At 61.3% G+C, this 18,038-nt stretch carries 13 protein-coding genes and 2 pseudogenes; 7 read left to right on the top strand and 8 right to left on the bottom strand.

The window, feature by feature from the left end:
• Window positions 1-37 precede the first annotated feature (37 nt).
• The 3 genes from AC1D2N_RS22840 to AC1D2N_RS22850 all read left to right on the top strand — a co-directional run bounded on the left by AC1D2N_RS22840 (window position 38) and on the right by AC1D2N_RS22850 (window position 2,490).
• Entirely contained in the window at window positions 38-1,204 is a 1,167-nt protein-coding gene (locus AC1D2N_RS22840; RefSeq protein WP_130653539.1) for an MFS transporter, read from the top strand.
• A gap of 117 nt (window positions 1,205-1,321) precedes the next feature.
• A complete protein-coding gene (locus tag AC1D2N_RS22845; RefSeq protein ID WP_130652402.1) occupies window positions 1,322-1,810 on the top strand; it encodes a MarR family winged helix-turn-helix transcriptional regulator in 489 nt (162 codons plus the stop codon).
• Window positions 1,810-2,490 carry a GNAT family N-acetyltransferase gene (locus tag AC1D2N_RS22850; protein WP_130653538.1) on the top strand — a complete coding sequence of 227 codons (681 nt, stop codon included), beginning with the start codon at window positions 1,810-1,812 and terminating at the stop codon, window positions 2,488-2,490. Before AC1D2N_RS22845 ends, AC1D2N_RS22850 begins: the two co-directional genes overlap by 1 nt.
• A gap of 14 nt (window positions 2,491-2,504) precedes the next feature.
• On the opposite strand, the gene AC1D2N_RS22855 is transcribed toward AC1D2N_RS22850, so the two are convergent.
• Window positions 2,505-5,351 carry a M16 family metallopeptidase gene (locus tag AC1D2N_RS22855; protein WP_130652401.1) on the bottom strand — a complete coding sequence of 949 codons (2,847 nt, stop codon included), beginning with the start codon at window positions 5,349-5,351 and terminating at the stop codon, window positions 2,505-2,507.
• Window positions 5,352-5,651: 300 nt separating this feature from the next.
• On the opposite strand from AC1D2N_RS22855, the gene AC1D2N_RS22860 reads away from it, so the two are divergent.
• Entirely contained in the window at window positions 5,652-6,620 is a 969-nt protein-coding gene (locus AC1D2N_RS22860) for a substrate-binding domain-containing protein (RefSeq protein ID WP_130652400.1), read from the top strand.
• A gap of 71 nt (window positions 6,621-6,691) precedes the next feature.
• On the opposite strand, the gene AC1D2N_RS22865 is transcribed toward AC1D2N_RS22860, so the two are convergent.
• From AC1D2N_RS22865 to AC1D2N_RS22890, 6 genes and pseudogenes are all read right to left on the bottom strand, one after another.
• Window positions 6,692-7,957: an ABC transporter substrate-binding protein gene (locus AC1D2N_RS22865; RefSeq protein WP_112903089.1), complete on the bottom strand. Its 1,266-nt coding sequence runs from the start codon at window positions 7,955-7,957 to the stop codon at window positions 6,692-6,694.
• 26 nt (window positions 7,958-7,983) lie between these two features.
• Window positions 7,984-8,820: a carbohydrate ABC transporter permease gene (locus AC1D2N_RS22870; RefSeq protein WP_130652399.1), complete on the bottom strand. Its 837-nt coding sequence runs from the start codon at window positions 8,818-8,820 to the stop codon at window positions 7,984-7,986.
• Window positions 8,817-9,740, bottom strand: coding sequence for a carbohydrate ABC transporter permease (locus AC1D2N_RS22875; protein WP_130652398.1), 924 nt, complete (start codon window positions 9,738-9,740; stop codon window positions 8,817-8,819). The genes AC1D2N_RS22870 and AC1D2N_RS22875 overlap by 4 nt, the downstream gene beginning before the upstream one ends.
• Complete coding sequence (locus AC1D2N_RS22880; RefSeq protein WP_130652397.1) at window positions 9,733-10,980, bottom strand: ABC transporter ATP-binding protein; 1,248 nt, start codon at window positions 10,978-10,980, stop codon at window positions 9,733-9,735. Before AC1D2N_RS22880 ends, AC1D2N_RS22875 begins: the two co-directional genes overlap by 8 nt.
• The gene (locus AC1D2N_RS22885; protein ID WP_130652396.1) at window positions 10,977-11,807 is read right to left on the bottom strand and encodes a metallophosphoesterase family protein; all 831 of its coding nucleotides are present in this window, start codon (window positions 11,805-11,807) and stop codon (window positions 10,977-10,979) included. Before AC1D2N_RS22885 ends, AC1D2N_RS22880 begins: the two co-directional genes overlap by 4 nt.
• Before the next feature lie 198 nt (window positions 11,808-12,005).
• Window positions 12,006-12,390, bottom strand: a pseudogene (locus AC1D2N_RS22890) (hypothetical protein).
• A 156-nt stretch (window positions 12,391-12,546) separates the two neighbouring features.
• On the opposite strand from AC1D2N_RS22890, the gene AC1D2N_RS22895 reads away from it, so the two are divergent.
• Together AC1D2N_RS22895 and AC1D2N_RS22900 are read left to right on the top strand one after the other, a co-directional pair.
• Entirely contained in the window at window positions 12,547-12,849 is a 303-nt protein-coding gene (locus AC1D2N_RS22895; protein WP_193442466.1) for a hypothetical protein, read from the top strand.
• Between the two features lie 144 nt (window positions 12,850-12,993).
• Window positions 12,994-13,182, top strand: coding sequence for a hypothetical protein (locus AC1D2N_RS22900; protein WP_130652393.1), 189 nt, complete (start codon window positions 12,994-12,996; stop codon window positions 13,180-13,182).
• Window positions 13,183-13,201: 19 nt separating this feature from the next.
• On the opposite strand, the pseudogene AC1D2N_RS22905 reads toward AC1D2N_RS22900, so the two are convergent.
• Window positions 13,202-15,574: pseudogene (locus AC1D2N_RS22905) on the bottom strand (alpha-amylase family glycosyl hydrolase).
• 261 nt (window positions 15,575-15,835) lie between these two features.
• Between AC1D2N_RS22905 and AC1D2N_RS22910 the strand changes: the two are divergent.
• On the top strand, window positions 15,836-17,959 hold the full coding sequence (locus AC1D2N_RS22910) for a calcium-binding protein (RefSeq protein ID WP_130652392.1): 2,124 nt from the start codon (window positions 15,836-15,838) through the stop codon (window positions 17,957-17,959).
• Window positions 17,960-18,038 lie beyond the last annotated feature (79 nt).

Raw genomic sequence — 18,038 nt, forward strand, 5'->3', positions numbered from 1 at the left:
GGCCCTTCAAACCATACGGTCTGACGAGGACATCTGCATGACTGCTGAAAGCATCACATCAGCGCGCACTGATCGGATCCCATGGGCCGCCATGGCGGGTATCATCGCGGCCGTCACGGTATTCGCCGTGGCACAGGGGCTGACCTATCCGCTGCTCAGCTTCATCCTGGAGCGGCAGGGAACGACATTTGGCCTGATCGGCCTGTCGGCGGCGATGACGCCGTTGGGTTTTATCCTATCCGCGCCCTTCATTCCGGCGCTGTCGCAGTGCCTGGGCGGGGCGCGGCTGGCGATCCGTTGTTCGATCCTGGCTGCCCTCACCCTGATTACGATTGCCTGGATGCAGGACATCTGGGCCTGGATGCCGCTGCGCTTCCTGCTCGGCTTCTTCGCCAATCCGCTTTACGTGATCAGCGAAACCTGGTTGATTTCGATCACGCCGGCGCCGCGCCGGGGCCGGATCATGGGCCTCTATTCATCGATCGTTTCGGGTGGCTTCGCCATCGGCCCACTGTCGCTCGGCCTCACCGGCACCGAGGGATGGCCGCCCTTCATGATCGGCATTACGGCCTTTCTTCTTTGCGGCCTGATCGTGCTTGCCGTCGCCGCGCGCCTGCCCGAGATGCCTAACGAAGGCGAGGCAACCTCGGTCGGAGGCTTCTTCGTACTGGCGCCGCTGCTGCTGTTTGCGGTTTTCACGGCCGCCGCCTTCGAGCAGATTCTGCTTTCCCTGTTCGCGGTCTATGGCTCCGCACTCGGCAGCGCCGAGGGACGCATCGCGTCGCTCATCACCTGTTTCATCGCAGGCAATGCCGCGCTGCAGATTTTGCTCGGGCGGGTCGCCGAACGGTTTGGCTCGACGCGGATCATGTTATTCTGCGTCCTGGCTTGCCTGGCCGGCTGCCTGCTGCTGCCGTCGGTCTTCACCACGTGGCTTATCTGGCCGCTGGTGTTCGTCTGGGGCGGGGTCTCGTTCGGGATCTACACCCTGTCGCTGATTCAGCTCGGCGAGCGTTTCACCGGTCAGGCCCTGATCGCCGGTAACGCGGCCTTCGCCTTGGTATGGGGCGTCGGCGGCATCGTCGGCTCGCCCGCGACAGGACTGGCGATGCAACTGATTGGACATCAGGGTCTGCCATTGTCCCTTGGGCTGCTCGGCTGCGTGCTGGCGGTGTTTCTGATGGCCAGGACATGGCGGGGCTGATTGAGGCTTTTGCTCGTGCCGCCGTGCCCTGGCCTCGTCTGCCGACCACATTCGAAGGAGAATTGCCATTCAATATATAACACGTTATATAACATCCAATACAAATGAGGAGTTGGCATGGTCGAGGATGTAGTCCGGACGCTGGGGTTTCTGTGCATGGGCAGTCGGCTGCGGCGCATCGGAGAAAGGCTGCAGGCGGATACGCAACAGGTCATCGACGAGGCCGGTCTCAGGATCCAGGCGGGCCAGTATCCGTTCCTTGCAGCAATCGACCGGGCCGGACCGCTGACGATCGGCGAGCTTGCGCAGGCGGTGGGCATCACCCAACCCGGCGCAACGCGGACCACCGGCCAGCTTCTCGAACTCGGTTACGTCTACATGCAGCCGGCACCGGACGATCAGCGTCGCAGACTGGTCTCGCTGACCGCCAAGGGACAGGACCTCGTCGATCATTCGAAGAAGGTGATCTGGCCGCGCATCGCCGCCGCCGTTGCCGATCTCTGCGGCGATCTCGACGGACCGATCCTCGAACAGCTGGCCGCCATCGAGGACGGGCTTGCGGTGGCGCCGCTTGCGCGCCGCAGCCCTGTCAAGGAGGAAGGATGATGAAACATATTCTCGACCGGCCAATCTGGAGCGCACTGGAAACCGCACATGCAGATCTCGCAGAAGGCAATGAGAAGGCACGGCGATACCCGCCGTCGATCGTCCCCTTCGCGGCGTCCGCCGACGATGCGCCGGAAAGCCTCGACGCCCTGGAGGAACTGCCGGCGCCGGAGGAGAGCATGATCCTCGTCGAAGCCGGGCCGATCGCCATTCCACCAGGTCTTGCCGTCGTGACCGAGGCGTCGGTGGTCCAGATGGTGGCCGAGCGGCCCCATGAGAGGATTTCAGATTCCCGCATCGAGCCCCTGACGGAGACCGATGCCGCCGACATGCTGGCGCTGGCGACACTGACCAAACCCGGGCCGTTCACCCTGCGAGCCCAGAGCCTCGGCAGCTTCTGGGGGATCAGAAGCGAGGGCCGCCTGGTGGCGATGGCCGGGCAGCGGATGCGGCAGACTGGCTTTACCGAGCTTAGCGGGCTTTGCACCCATCCCGATTTCCAGGGGCGCGGCCTCGGCACCCTGCTCTTCCGTTTCGTCGCCGGCGAAATCGCATCCACCGGCGACACGGCCTATCTACATGCCTATGCGGCGAATACCTCGGCCATTTCCCTCTACGAAACCCAGGGCTTCGCTCTTCGCTCGGAAATGAAAATGCGCGTGGTCAAACGCCGTTCGTGAGCGGAGCTCGGCACCTATCGTACCGCCGCCGGCAGCACCTCGAATTTCCAGAATTTTTCAGGGCTGAAATAGGCCGTGGCAAACGCGCGGATATCCCCGGCAGTGACCTTGCCGTAGCCGCTGAGACTATCGCGTATCCGGTCTAAACGACGCGAATCCTCTTGGGCGTGGTGCAGGTATGCGATCCAATATTCGTTGCCCTGCTGCTGATGCTTCAAGGTCTCGATGATGGGTTCCCGGGCGCGCGCGAGCTCGTCTTCGGAGACGTCATGCGACCGCAGATCATTGGCGGTCTCGTCGACAAGTGCATAGAAACGCGCAACCTTTGCCGGCTCGGTCTCGACGTAGAAATATGCGTAGCCGTAGCCCGGGATTTCCCTTGACAGGTCAACGTCGCCCTGCACGGCATAGCTTGAGCCTTCTGCAATGCGAAACTGGTCGATCAGCCTGTTTTGGATAATCTGGGTGGCAATATTGGCGGTGAAGGACCGGGGCAGATCGGAGAGCAAATCGCCGATGGAAGCCCCTACGGCGGCGGCGGCATTGTCTGCCCTACCGCTATGGGTCTGCAAAACGGGCTTCTCGGTCGTCGCCGGAAAACGCACGTCGTCCCGATCGTTGCTCAAGGCCGCCTCCGGGCGCGGCGGCAATGCGCCAAAGGTTTCAGCCGTCAGGCGGATTGCGTCGTCCACTGTTACGTCGCCGACGATGGTGATGTCGATCGGGCCATTGGAAACCATAGGCCGGAACATTGTCTCGAATTCGTCTGGCTTGGCGGCGGACAACTGCGCGCGGTCGGGGAAGGTCCAGCGCGGGTCGCCGGAATGCACGAGACCTGCGAAATCGCGGCTGAAAACGCCGCCGGGCGACGCGTCATACTGATCGAGGCCGCTCAAATAGGCCTGCTGCACACGCTTGAACGCCTCGGCGCGATAGGCGGGATCGGAGGTGTATGCGCTCATCAGCTGCAGCTGCGTCGCAAGATCTTCAGTCCGTGTACGACCGTCGAACCTGAAGGAACTGTCGCCGACCGAGAAGTCGACGCCGACAATGTTGGCCGTCAGCGCTTTCTGTATATCCTGGTAATCCATGGCCTTTACGCCAGACAGCACGACGGCCGGAGATGCCCAGATCGCGGCGGAACGGTCGTGCGGCAGGTCCAACCGACCGCGGCCGATATCTTCGCGCACTAGCACTTCATTGGCACGCAGCTTGGTTGGCTTGACGGTAAGCCGTACGCCGTTGGAAAAGCGCACCATGGTCAAGCCGAGATCTTCAACCGCACGACGTTCGATCACAGCGCCCGGTTCGCCGAAATGGGTGTAGGGCCAGGCAACGTCAGTTGTACCGGATGGTGCCGAGACGGCAATGGCCTTTGAAGCGTCATAGACCCGCCGAACCGTGTCGGCTCCGCCCTCAGGTGATTGGTCCGCCTGTAGCACGACCTGCGGACCGTTGCCGGAGAAAGCACGCTGCAGGGCCTGATTGACCTCGTCCGCCGTGACGCCGTTCGTCATAGTCTCGAACATCGAGAGGTCTTCGGCGGGCGAGGTGAAGACTTGATCGTCATCGACGCTGCGAGCCAGCATGGAAGCAATGTCGGTGGTCATCCGCGTCGCGGCTCCGGCCGCAGCAGCCTGCAGGGCCGAGCGATATTCGCGGATTTCGCGATCGATCTCCGCCTGCGCAACGCCGAACTCCTGGATCCGGCGCTGTTCCTGGTCAATGGCCGCGAGCGCCGCTTGCCATTTGTCCGGCTCCGAATTCGCCGCGATCAGGACGACATGGGCGGAATCGAGGAGATCCTGGGAGCCGACGTCCGCACTGATGAAAGGAGCATCCGCCTTGCTGGCGATGGCGCTCACCCGACGTTTGAGCACCAGGAAACCGAGATCCTCAATAAGCCCAGCGCGGCGCTTGGCGAAGGTGTCAGGCGCGGCGTCATAGGGACGCGTCCAGGCGATCTGTATGCTGGTCATGCCGCCGGGAACGACGATGACCTCGGCGCTTTCGCGTTTCGTCACAAGCGCGCCAAGATCCGCTTTTTTCGGCGCCAGACCCACGGCCTTCCAGTCGCCGAAGCGCTGCCGGATTTCGACTTCCATGGCGGCGGGGTCGATATCGCCCACCACTATCAGCGTTGCCCTATCGGGTCGGTAATTGGCCCGGTAAAAATCACGGACGAGCTCCACGGGCGCATTGCTGATGATGTCGGCTTTACCGATCGGTGCGCGCATGGTCGCGCGCTGGCCGGCGAGCAGCGAATTCATGATTCCGAGTGATGCGCGATACTGCGGCGTGTCGCGCAACCGCTCCTCCGACAGGATGACGCCGCGTTCGCGATCAAAGGCGCTGGCATCGAGGGTCAGCTCGCTCGCCGTGTCGCGCATCAGCATCAGGCCCGTCGAAATTGTGTCTGCATCGACCTCGGGCAGATCGAGCGCATAGACGGTCTCGTCATAAGAGGTATGGGCGTTGGTGTCCGGCCCAAAGGCCAAGCCCTTGCGCTGCAAGATACGGACCATCTCCCCTTCGGCGACATGTGTCGAACCCTTGAAGGCCATGTGCTCGAGAACATGCGCCAGGCCCTGCTGGTTGTCGTTTTCGTCGAGCGAACCGGAGCCAATGCGAAAGCGGATAGCTGCCTGTCCGGGCGGCGTGACATTGCGCATGATCGCAAACCGCATACCGTTGGCGAGCGTGCCAAAATGCACGTCGGACTCGGCTTGGATGTCGCTTTGCGTTTGCGGCCAGGGCACGGACGGGGTGTCCGCATAGGCTGGCAACACGAAGTTTGCGACAAACGAGGCCGTCGCTAAAAACCGCCACGCCGTGGAGCATTCTATTTTTTTGTGAGACATTCTTGTCCAGGTGATGAGAATGAAGTGGGTAGATGGCGTCAACCTGACTATTCCACAGGTTGCATTCCCCAGCAACTTCCATGTGTGTGAATAAATAAGAAGTCGATAATTCTGCCTAGAACAGGATGATTTTAGGCCCGTCGGCCTAAAATCTGAATCCTGTTCTCAATTGAAGAGTTAAGCATGATGTCGTCCGAAAACCGCTCACACTTTTCGGCATCATGCTCTGGGTGTCAGATCATTGTCATCGAACCCGCCTAAAGGATTGCGCCTCGATGCTGTCACCAGGAGGCGCTTTCGATGGCGACATTGGAGCAGGTCGCATTCCGGGCAGGCTGCTCGCTGGCGACCGCAAGCCGTGTTCTCAACCGCAACGGACCAGCCAGCGATTTGATGGTGCGCAAGGTGCGCCGCGCGGCCGCGGAACTCGGTTATCACTCCGCCGGCCGGCTGGGGCGCAGGCCGGTGGTCGGCGTGCTGATCCCGAGCATCACCAATCCGGTCTTTGCCTCGTCGCTGTCAAGCATCCAGAATCGCATGCTGGTGGCCGGCCACGGCGTCTTGATCGCCCAGTCGAATTACGATCCGGCGCGCGAGGCCGATGCCGTCGCCGCACTCTTGAATGACCGGCCGACCGGGCTGATCCTCACTGTCTGCGATCCATCGACCAGCAAGGCGCTGCTTGCGAAGCTCCCGCCGACCGTGCTGCTCAACAACCTGCCGACGGCGCAGTTTCTGGCGGCTGTTACCGCCGACAACCGCGGCGCGGGCCGCGACATCGCAAGCTTCCTGATCGGCATGGGTCATCGCCGCATTCTCTTTCTCTCCGGCAATTTCGCCACCTCCGACCGCGCCCATCTTCGCTACCGTGGTTATCTCGACGCGGTGGCCGAGAACGGGCTGACACCCCTCGATGCGGTGCAGATCCCCTTTGTCAGCGGTTATGACCAGCTCGATCTTGGCGTCGCGATGAGCGCCCTTGCGCCGACGGCGATCATCGCCTCCAATGATCTCCTGGCGCTCGGCGTCATCGGTGCGCTGAAGCGCGAGGGGCTGTCGGTGCCTGGAGATGTTTCAGTCGCCGGCTTCGACGGCATCGCCATCGGCCGGCTGATCGACCCGCCGCTGACGACCATCGAAATGCCGGATGCCAGCATGGGCGCGACGGCCGCCTCGCTGCTGCTCGACATGGCGGAGAATGCCGCGCCCGCCCGCCATCTCGACGTCGCCTATACGCTGCGCCGCGGCGGCACGGTGCGCGCCATCTGAAGCTTGCGAAACGGGAAGGCCGCCACACGCGCGGCGTGGCGGCCCTGCCCTATTCCCAGTAAGGAAGGCGATCAGCTGCGCGGCAGCATGTCCTCGACGTCAGCGGCTGCGTCGTCGAGTGCTTCCTTCGGTTCGGCCGACTGGTCGACGATGCGCGAGAGGTTGTCGACGATCGTCTGCGTGACCTTGACGCCGTTCGAGCCGGGGAAGGCATACCACGGGGTCATCACCGGCATCTGGCTGAGGCCTGCCTGGAACAACGGGTTCTGCTTGTAGAAGTCGCCGAGATAGTCGGCAGATTTCGCGGCGAGTTCGTTGTTCGGGACATAGCCGGTGCCGGGGACGACGACGGAGGCGCCGTAAGGGCCGGCAGCGAATTTGGCAAACTTCCAGGCAGCATCCTGCTTGGCGGCGTCATGCGTCAGGATGACGACGGCGTTGCCGCCGGTCGGCAGATGTCCGTTCACCGGATCGATCAGCGGGATCTTTGCCGTGCGCAGATCGAACTTGTTGCCGACATTCTTGATCGTGTTGCGCAGCGCGCCTGTTGTCTGGAACTCGAAACCGACCTTGCCGGCTGCAAAAGCCTGTTCGCCGGCGGCCTTGGTGAACACAGGCATGCCGCCTTCGGTAACCAGGCGATGCAGGACCTCGACGGCCTTCTGGCCTTCCGGACCGTTGAAGGCGACCTTGCTTTCGTCATCGCTCAGCATCTTGCCGCCGGCGCCGAAGAGCAGTGCCGAAAACATCCAGTCATCGCCCTGCCAGCGGAAATCGATGCCATCGACACCATTGCCGAGCGCCTTGATCTTGCCGCCGAGCGCGATCACCTCATCCCAGGTTTTCGGCGGGTTTTCAGGGTCGCCACCGGCCGCCTTCACGAGATCGGCGTTGTAATACATGATCGGGTTCGAGGTCGCGAAAGCCAGGCCCACCTGCTTGCCCTTGACCTGGGCGAGCTTGAGGATCGTGTCGGAGAAGCCCTGCTCCGCCATGTTGCCGTCCTTCTGGACGAGCGGGCCGAGGTCGACGGCGACGTCGCGTTCATTGAGCATGCGCAGGCGGTTGAGGCCGATGAAGGTGATATCGGGCATTTCGCTGGTACCGACCTGGCGAAGGATCGTCTGGATGCCTTCTTCATAGGTGGCCGACGGGCTGGCGAACTGGATCTTGATATCGGGATTTTCTTCCATGAATTTCTTCGAGATCGTGTCCATCACGTCCTTGAAGAAGCCCGGCATCGGGTAATGAACCGTCAGCGTCGTCTCGGCATGCGCGGGAAGCGCGATTGCCATCGAGACGGCCGCTGCGGCGAGAAGCTGGGTGATATGTTTCATCGCTCGTTCTCCTGGGTTGAAACCGGTCAGCCTTTGAGACCGGTCATGGTGATGCCCTCGACGAAGCGCTTCTGCGCAAGCAGGAAGGCGATGACGAGGGGAAGGGTAATGATGAGGGTCGCCGCCATCAGCGCGCCGTAGTCGTCGCCGGCCTCGGCGGCGCGGAAATACATCAGGCCCAGCGGCGGCGTGGCGTAATCCTGCTTGCTGATGACGATCAGCGGCCAGTAGAGATCGTTCCAATGGGCGACGACCGAAAAGATGGCGAAGGCGGTGACCGCCGGCCAGGCATTCGGCACGATGACGCGGGCGACAATGCCGAGTTCCGACATGCCATCGAGACGCGCGGCATGGATGAGGTCATCAGGCATGGCGCGGAAGAACTGCAGGAACATGAAGATCGCGAAGACCGAAATGGTGAAGGGCGCGACAAGGGCGGCATAGCTGTTGAGCAGCGCGGCGCGGTCGAAGGCGACATAAAGCGGCAGCGCGGTCGCATGAATCGGCACCAGCAGACCGAGCATGACAAGCACCATCATGGCGCGGGCAGCGCCGAAGCGCAGCTTCGCCATGGCGTAGGCGCAAGGGATCGCCACCAGCACCTGGAAGAAGAAGATCAGCCCGCAGACGACGACACCGTTCCACAAGAGCTGCGCCATCGGCACCCGGCTCAAGGCCTTGGTGAAATTCTCGACATAGGTCAGGTGCGCCGGGATCAGCGACAGCGACGAGGTGAAGATGTCGCTTTGGGCCTTGCCTGCAGTCGAGATCATGAAGACGTAGGGCGACAGGAAGATCATTGCGCCGAGGGAAAGCAGTGTCAGCCGGATGATCCTGCCGAGGGAAAGAGCGCTCGTCATCATGTGTAATGCACCCGGTGATCGAGAACGCGGTACTGCAGGAACATCAGCACCACCAGGATCAACAGAAAGACCACCGTCATCGCCGAGGCATAACCGACGCGCAGATAGACGAAGCCTTCCTGGTAGATCGTGAAGAGCAGCACTTCCGACGCCTTGTTCGGGCCACCCTCGGTCAGCGTCTTCACAGTCTCGAAGACCTTGACTGAATTGGTGATGCTGATGGTGATGACGAAGAGCGTCGTCGGCCCGAGCATTGGCCAGGTCACGAGCAAGAAGCGGTCGAGGGAGGATCTGGCCCCATCCACTTCGGCCGCCGCGTAAAGCTCGCGCGGGATCGCCGTCAGTCCGGCGAGGAACAGCACCATGTTGAAGCCGGCCGATTGCCAGACGCCGATGATCGAGAGGCTGTAAAGCACCGTGCCGGAGCTGCCGAGCCAGTTCGGGCCGGGAAGGCCGACGAGGGCCAGCAGCGCGTTGAGCGGGCCGATTGTGGGGTGGAACATATATTGCCAGACGGTCGCCATGGCGACGATCAGCGAGGCGACCGGCAGGAAATAGGCAGTGCGGAAAAAGCTGCGCGCCTTCGTCTCGCTCTCGATCAGCATGGCGATGCCGAGGCCGAGAAGGATCGAGACGGGTGCGACGATCGCCGTGTACACCGTCGTATTCCACAGCGACTTGCGAAACGTGCGGTCGGTGATCAGATGCGCGTAATTCTCGAAGCCGACGAAACGGAACTTGCCGTAGCCGAGTTCGAAATCGGTGAAGCCGAGCACGATGACTGATACAACCGGCAAAAGCACGAAGAGGAACAGCAGAACCATCGCCGGCATCACCAGCATCCAGGCGATGCGGGCCTCGCTGCGCCGATGCGCAACGGCGGCATCCTGCGGCACGGCCATGGAGACGATGCTAGCCATGCGCCCTCTCCCGCTGAGCATCGCTATCGGCGAGCCCGGCATCGCTTGCAGCAAGCCCGGCATCGCTTGCAGCAAGCCCGGCATCGCTCTTGGCGAGCCCGGCATCACCCATTGCAACGCCGCCGGCCAGCCGGCTGCCGTCCTCGGCAAAGATCAGCGTCCGGCCGGGCGAAAGCCGCAGCCCGACCGGATCTCCGGCCACAAGGCCGGAGGCTTCGGCCGGTTGAACTTTGGCGACGATAGTCTCGCCGATCGCTTCGAGCCGGCAATGGAGGATGACTTCGGAGCCCAGGAATTCGACGCGTTCGGTCCGGGCGGCAAGGCCGTCATGCCGGCTCTTGGAAAGAAAGACGAATTCGGGGCGAATGGCGATCGTGACCGGCATCTTTCTGTCAGGTGCATTTTCGAGCGTCAGGCGCAGGCCGCCGCAGAGAATGACGCCGCCTTCGGCAAAGGCCGGCAGCAGATTGATGCGCGGCTGGCCGATGAAGCGGGCGACCTCGATATGGGCGGGATCGTCATAGATCACCTCGGGGCTGGCAATCTGCAGCAACTTTCCGCCCATCATCACAGCGACCCGGTCGGCCATCGACAGCGCTTCCGCCTGGTCGTGGGTGACATAGAGCGTCGGCACGCCGGCGCGGCGATGCAGGTCAACGATCTCGCCGCGGGCGTGGACGCGCAGATTGGCGTCGAGATTGGAGAGCGGTTCGTCCATCAGGAAGATGCTCGGCTGGCGCACCATGGCGCGGGCAAGCGCCACGCGCTGGCGCTGGCCTCCCGACATCTGGCCGGGCTTGCGGTCGAGCAGGTGATCGATCTTCAGCGACGTAGCCATATCCCTGACGTCGCGGGCGATCGCCCTGCGGGTGGCGCGCTGGCCCGGATTCAACGACCCGATGAAGGGCAGCCGCTGCATCCTCGACAGCCGGCGCATCGCTAATGGCACGGCGATATTCTCAGAGGCAGTCAAATGCGGATAGAGCGCGTAGGACTGAAAGACCATGGCGATGTTGCGGTCGGCGGCCTGAACGCCAGACATGTCCTGCCCGCCGATCAGGATCTCGCCGCGGTCGGCATGATCGAGGCCGGCAAGGACGCGCAGCAGCGTGCTCTTGCCGCAGCCGGAAGGGCCGACCAGCGCGATGAATTCGCCGGCGGCGACATCCAGGCTGACGCCATCGAGGATCTGGTTGCCGCCGAAAGCCTTGGTGATGCCGCGAAGCGAGAGCGCGCTCATTCGACGGGCTCCCGCTGCTTCACCGCCTGGGGATAGACCTCGTGCACGACATCGTCGAGCACATATGCGGTCATGCCGGGAACGGCAACGATCATGCTTTCGACTGTCGTATCGAATTCGTGGACGACTGCGCCGATCAGGCGTTCGCCCGGCATCTCGCGCTCCATCTTGTCGATGATGAAGGCGGCCGACGGACCCCATGTCAGCTGGGTATTGTCAAAGCGCCCCTGCCAGGCCCAGTGAAGATGGCCGCTCGCAAACAGCGCCACGTCATGAGCCGCGATCAGATCATAGAGCCGCCGGCGCTGAGCCGGGCGAACGCTCCAATATCCAGTATCGCCTTCGTCGGGGGCATCGACGAAGAGCGGCTTGTGCGCGAACAGCGCCACGCGCCGCCCTGCCCTGTCGGAGAGCGCCTGATGGAGCCATTCGAACTGAGCCTCCTCCTCGTCATCCTCATGACCGAGAAGCAGCGAGTTCAATCCGATGAACCGCCAGCCGGCCGCATCCTCCAGCCAGCGGTCGTCGCCGGCAAGGCTGCGCCAGCGGGACAGCCGCTCGGCATTGACGGGCTGGTCCGATCCCTTGAGGTGGCCGACATCATGATTGCCGGGCACGATCAGCATTGGGATCGATACCTGGCGCATCAGATCCATCGAGAAGGTGATATCCGCGTCCTTGTCGGCGCCGTCGACGGTGAGATCGCCGGTATGGACGATCAGGTCTGCGCCGGTCTCTTCGATCCAGGTCAGAAGCGGCGCCCAGTTACCGTTGAAATGCGGCTTGTCTGGGCTGAAGTGGGTGTCGGTGATCTGAATGATTTTCATGGGCGCGTCTCCGAGACGTCGGCAGCGCGTCACCCGCGCCCCTTCTCGTGCCCTCTCTAGAAGGCTCCCATGTCAATCACACAGCTGAAGTTTTCAGCTGTTTTTCAGTTTTGACATCAATCTGTCATGCAAGAAGAAGGCTGCCCGCGGGAACCGGGGCAGCCTTCGCCTGCATCTGGAATTGAGATCGCGGCGAAATCAATGCCGTGGTGCGTTGGCGGGAATGGACGACACCGTTGCCGAGACCGGGTCGCTTGCAGGAAAGCTGTCCTCAAGGCCCTCATCGAGTTCCTCTTCCAGCGTTTGCTTGTCGCCGGCCGAGCGGACCGATCAAGCCCTTACTGCCTTCGTCGAAATTGCCGTTGCTCAAGGCATCGTAGCGATTGATGCTGCCGTCTGCTTCCGCGCCGGCAAATGCGGTCATCTGAACCATCATGACCTTGGCGCGGTCGACCGCCGTCGTATTGTCCAGCTCGCCGTGGGAGCTGTCGATTTTGACGGAAATCGATTCTCCTCCCTCGCCCAGGAATTCGACGGTGAAGATGTCGCCGGCCTGTGTCACTCGCGTATCGATCAGCTGCATGGAAACCTCCTGTGTTCATGCACTCAACGGCCATCCAGGTCCGGAGTTCCACGGCAACGCCATTTCCGCGCAAGGCGATGGGTCACCGAGCAAATGGGCCAGCTCGGAACAAAAAACGCTTATGCGAGTTCACAGGCAGTTCAACAGGTCGCATCCATGCCGAAATCGCCGCTATCGCCTTCGGAGAAACGCTCGTTCTCCAATATTCCAGCAGACCAGAAACTCGCTTTGATATCGAGCTATTCGGAGGCACTGCGTAAGCTCGCGAGATCGACTGAGGCGGTCGGACGCGCCGATATGCTACCGAAACTGATCCAGGTGGCGGACGGACTGGACGGAATGGCAACCGCGATTGCCGAGACGGAGGCCGGAACCGAGGTGATGGCGCGTACAGCGCGGCTGATCCGGGCGACCGAGGGGATGCTGGCATCGATGTCCTCGTCATCAATCGTCCACTAATGTCAGCCCTTGCGAGGATGACGGGATCGATAAGGCGATACCCTTGCCCTTAAGCTTTATGGTTAATTTATTAATAATTCGGGGTTTATAAACGGAACCAGACGGCCTTTTCGAGTGTTGATGGTGCGCCGTGGAGGAACCCGGATGATCCTGAAAATTCTTGCCCCCAAGCTCGATGCCGATTGCCATGACACCGGCACCTGGCCCGACGGGATCTTCGCCGAAAACCGGATCGATCTGTCCGCTCGCGGCGACAGCCGTCGTCGCTCGCCGCATGAGCGCGATTACGGCAATGACAGGAAAGTCGAAAATCTGCCGCTCGGCTTCGTCTGACCGTTCCGGGCGTGGCGCGTCACAGCCTGCGAAAGACCAGAACGCCTGATGCCGGCAGCACGGCATCGAGCACTCCTGCTGTCGCTCTAATTCTTCCGCCGCCGTTGCCGACGTTCCAGCCGCCATATTTGTGAGCATCGGTATTGAAGATCTCCTCCCAGAGATCATCCCCCAGACGTTCGCTGTGCAGCCGGTAGCCGTGTTCGAAGGGAGCGTCGTTCAGCGACCCCACGACAAGGAAATCCTCGCCGTCGTCCCATCGATGAAACGCGATCACCCGATTTTCGTCGTGAACCAGGGGAATGGCGATATTGCGCGAGCGAATGGCGTCCTGGTGGATGCTGAGCGCAATCAGATCGCGATAACAGCTGATCATCCCTGCCCCGTCACCATCCGATTCGCCGAGAATATTCTCCCGGTTCTCGAGGAAATCATTGTAGCGATAGGGCTTCTGGGCGCCGATTTCCTCGCCCATGAAAAACATCGGCGTCCCAGGTGACAGCAGCGTCATCGCCGCTGCGAACCTCGATCTCGCCTCCGCCCATGCCCGGGTCTCGCCGACAACAGGCGCGAAGTTGACCGCAATAACCGCCGTTCGTGCCGATCCTTCACGATTGCCGCAATCGTCATGCGACTGGTTGTAGACCACCTTGGATCGCGCGCTCGTCTGCAATGCGCCGGCAAAAGACGACATGGTCAAAGCCCGCTTGTCTCCGAAACCGGCATTCTTCAACAGCTGCGCCTGTGCGCCGCCGTGATATTCGACGAGGTTGTGATGAAAATCGCCGTACCAGGTCGCATCGAAGCCGAGTCCGTCGCCGGTCAGGCTTGGTTCCGTCATCGCCGACCAATCCGAATAGTCTTCGGCCGTCAGGAAAAGCTGTGGCTTGATCAGCCGCATCGTGCGGGTCCACTGCTTCAGGAATTTGGCGCCGAAGGCGGCAGCCCGATCGGCGCGCCGGCCGTCGGCATGCAGGACCGGATATTGATGGATCGAACTCGGCTGATCGAGCCGGAAACCATCGATATGGCAGACGGAGACGAGGAATGCAGCGCTCGAGATGAAAAGCTGGCGGACGGCTTCCTCATCGAAGCGAGGCGCCCACCCCGTGGAGATGTTGTCGATGTAGCCGCCTCTGGGATCGGCGTAGTCGCCGGGATTTCCCTCCTACCAATAGTAGATATTGCGGGTGTGATCGTTGGAATCATAGGCCCATTGCGCCCGCTCGCCATCCGGATCGAAGTGATTGTAACAAACATCGAGGATGACGGCGATGCCGCGCTGGTGGCAGACCTTGACGAACATCTTCAGGCGGTCGGTGCCGCCAGCACCCTGGTCGGCGGCAAAGAAATGCGAGGTGCCGTAGCCCCAGTTGGCCCGGGTCTCGAATTCCGCAATCGGCAGCAATTCCACGGCGTTGACGCCGAGCGCTGAGAGATGCTCGACGAAGGCGATGGCATCATCAAGCGTGCCGGGCGCGGCCTTGCCGAAACCGAGGGCGCCGACGTGCAGTTCATAGATCACCAGATCCTCGAGCCGATCGGGAAGCTTTCGGCCAGCAATGAATTCGTCAGCCCAGAAGGCCTCGGCGGCAAGCTCCTGCCCGGACGGGAGCACCACCCGCTTCGGGTCGCAGACGACCGAACAGCTTTGCGGTCCGTCCAATGCCGCCGGCGATCCGTGATAGGTTGCTCCATCGGGATCGAAGTCTCCGGCGCCAATCTGCATGAGGGACCAGATATCGGTGCGGTAGGCGAGCGATCCATCATCCTTGGTAACGCGGTACATGTACGGCGTGCCGACCATGCTGTCGAAATCTAAAAGGCCATCATCGTCGCCGGTTTCGGCGATCCAGAATCCGTCGACGGTTCTTCGCATTTTGATGGTTGCGACCGCCCCGGTGCCGTCATCGGCGATATAGCCGATGGCCGGATCGGCCAGGACCAGCAAGACATCCTGGGCGTTCGGCGCCCAGACCGAAAAGCGGATGCCATCGGCAGCGTCGCGCTTTTCAACCCGGTTCGCTCCCAGGCGGCCGATCCATGTCAGATAATAGGTCTGCGGCCCGATCCCCTGCTGGAGATCGAACGAGCGTTCGCGACGCGACGAGGCCTCGTCGTCCAATTCGCCGGCGATCGCCCACAGGCTTGAAGCGCCGGGTCGACCCAGTTCGATCCCCCATCGAAAATGCGTGCCGATCTCGTCATCGGGAAAGGGAACCCTGATGACAAAGATATCATAGCCATCCTCGTCACGAGAGCGCTGCATAGGAACAGACGTCCAATCATTCGAGGGGTGACCTTGCTCGTCCCAACTTCCGCGGAGACGGACATTGTCGAACGCCAGTAATGGCAAGCCGCTGCGAAACCGGAATTGAACATTGACGGTCATCGCATCCTCCAAAACCATGTCGGATTTCGCCAGACTCTGCCTATGGGCCGCCCCACTCGCGCATGATCAGCCGGCCGAACGAAAAAATGCAAGCGCAGATTACATAATAAATACAATCCGAATTGAGCCACATTCGCAACAATATATCATGGATAACGAGTCATCGCCGCACGACCCTCCTCGTGTATTAAATTGAATTGGCGCCAACAAATGGGGATTCATTCCCATTGCCACTTCCCTCGTAAACCGGGAGAAAAGCTTATGGCTCAAGCCGTTAGAATAAACGATATTATTCGTTCCTTTGGAATTGATACGCATATCGACTACACCGACGGAAAATATTCCAATGTCGGAGAAGTTGTTAAGGCTCTCGATTATCTTGGCCTTGATACGGTTCGCGATCACGCCCCCAACTCCGCTTCCGATCCCAACGGCCAAACGCATCTCGGCGATGCGGCAGAGGCCGGCGTGCAATTCGTCTTCAGCGCCCAGCGGGAAGTCGACCCCGCCACCGTGGCCCAGCGGCTGCATGATTTCGTGCAGGCCCATCCCGGGTCGGTCGTCGGCATCGAAGGCCCGAACGAAGTCAACAACTGGCCGGTCAGCTATCACGGCCTGAGCGGGCAGGCAGCAGCGGTCGCCTATCAGAAGGACCTCTCAGCCGCCGTCAACGCCGATCCCTTGTTGAAAAATATCCCGGTGCTCGGCTTTACCGGATATACCGTCGCTTCCGCCTCGGACTACACGACGATCCATACCTATGCGAAGGATGGCGACCAGCCGTACTCGTGGCTTTCCCGAGAAGCCGGCGTTCAGCGCGCTGCCGATCCGGGCAAGCCCCTGGCAATCACCGAGACCGGTTACCACACCTCGCTGACTGCCGACACCAATGGCGGCTGGGAGGGCGTCAGTGAAGCGACGCAGGCAAAGCTCCTTCTCAACACGCTGATGGACGGCGCCGCACTCGGATCGAAAAATACATTCATCTACGAGCTGCTGGACGCCTATTCCGATCCTCAGGGCACCAATCAGGAAAAGCATTTCGGCCTTTTTCATCTCGACTATTCGGCCAAGCCGGCTGCGACGGCGATCCATAATCTAACGGAAATCCTTGCGGACGACGGCGCTCAGAAGGCAAGTTTCAGCGCGGGGACCCTCAATTATTCGATCGACGGCATGCCGTCCTCGGCCCGCAGCCTGCTGACGGAGAAATCGGACGGAAGCTACCAGATCATCATCTGGAACGAGCCCGATATCTGGAACCAGTCCACCGACACGGCCATCCAGGCCGCGACGACAGGCGTCAAGGTCAATCTCGGCGCATCCTTCGGCTCCGTGAAGGTCTTCGACCCTCTGACCGGAACGACGGCGATCAAAAGCCTCAGCAACGTCTCGTCCCTGACGCTTGACGTCGTCGACCATCCCCTCATCATCGACATCGGAGGCGGCAGTGCCAGCACGCCGCCGGCAACCAACCATATCTATGGCGGCACCGGCAACGACATATTCACCGTGAGCAACCCCGCGCAAATCGTCGACGAAAGCCGGGGTGGCGGGACGGATACCGTCATGTCGTCGATCAGCTTCAGCCTCAAGGATACGACGCACACGATCGGAAACGTCGAGAACCTGACGCTGACCGGCACGGCCAATCTGAACGGCACGGGAAATGGCCTGGCAAACACTCTCGTCGGTAATTCCGGCAACAATATTCTCGACGGAAGCACCGGCGCGGACCATATGTCGGGGCGCGCCGGCAACGATACCTATGTGGTCGACAATGCCGGCGATTTTGCCGATGAGACAGGCGGGGCCGGCAAGGACACCGTCAAGGCTTCGACCTCGTTCAACCTGGCCGACCAGAAGCACACAGCCGGAACGATCGAAAATCTCGCCTTGACCGGCACCGCCAATCTCAGCGCGACAGGCAACAACACGGCCAACGTTTTGACCGGCAACGATGGAAGCAACACGATCAATGGCGGCAAAGGCGCCGACCAGCTGACCGGCGGCCTCGGCAATGACAAGCTGTTCGGGAAAGCCGGTGCAGACACGCTCACCGGTGGCGGAGGAGGCGATACCTTCGTCTTCGATGTGAAGCCCGACAATGTCAGCGTCGACAAGATCCGGGATTTTTCTTCCGCGGCGGGCGACAAGCTGATGCTCGATCATTCGATTTTCGCCGCGCTCAGCCTATCCGGATTTTCGGATGAGAATTTCGTGCTGGGAACGAAAGCGCTGGAGGCTGATGACAAGCTGATCTACGATCAGGCGAGCGGCATTCTATCCTTTGACGCAGATGGAAGCGCAGCAGGCACGGCCATCCACGTCGCGGATCTCGATAATTCCGCAGCACTTCACTTCAAAGACATCCTGCTTGTCTGACCCGGTCGGCCCATCGCCTTTCAGGCGGCGGGCCTACAGCGTCACGGGCAGTCGCGCCTCCTCCTCTTGCCGGAGCCGA

Source organism: Rhizobium sp. P1_B8, from assembly GCF_056406515.1.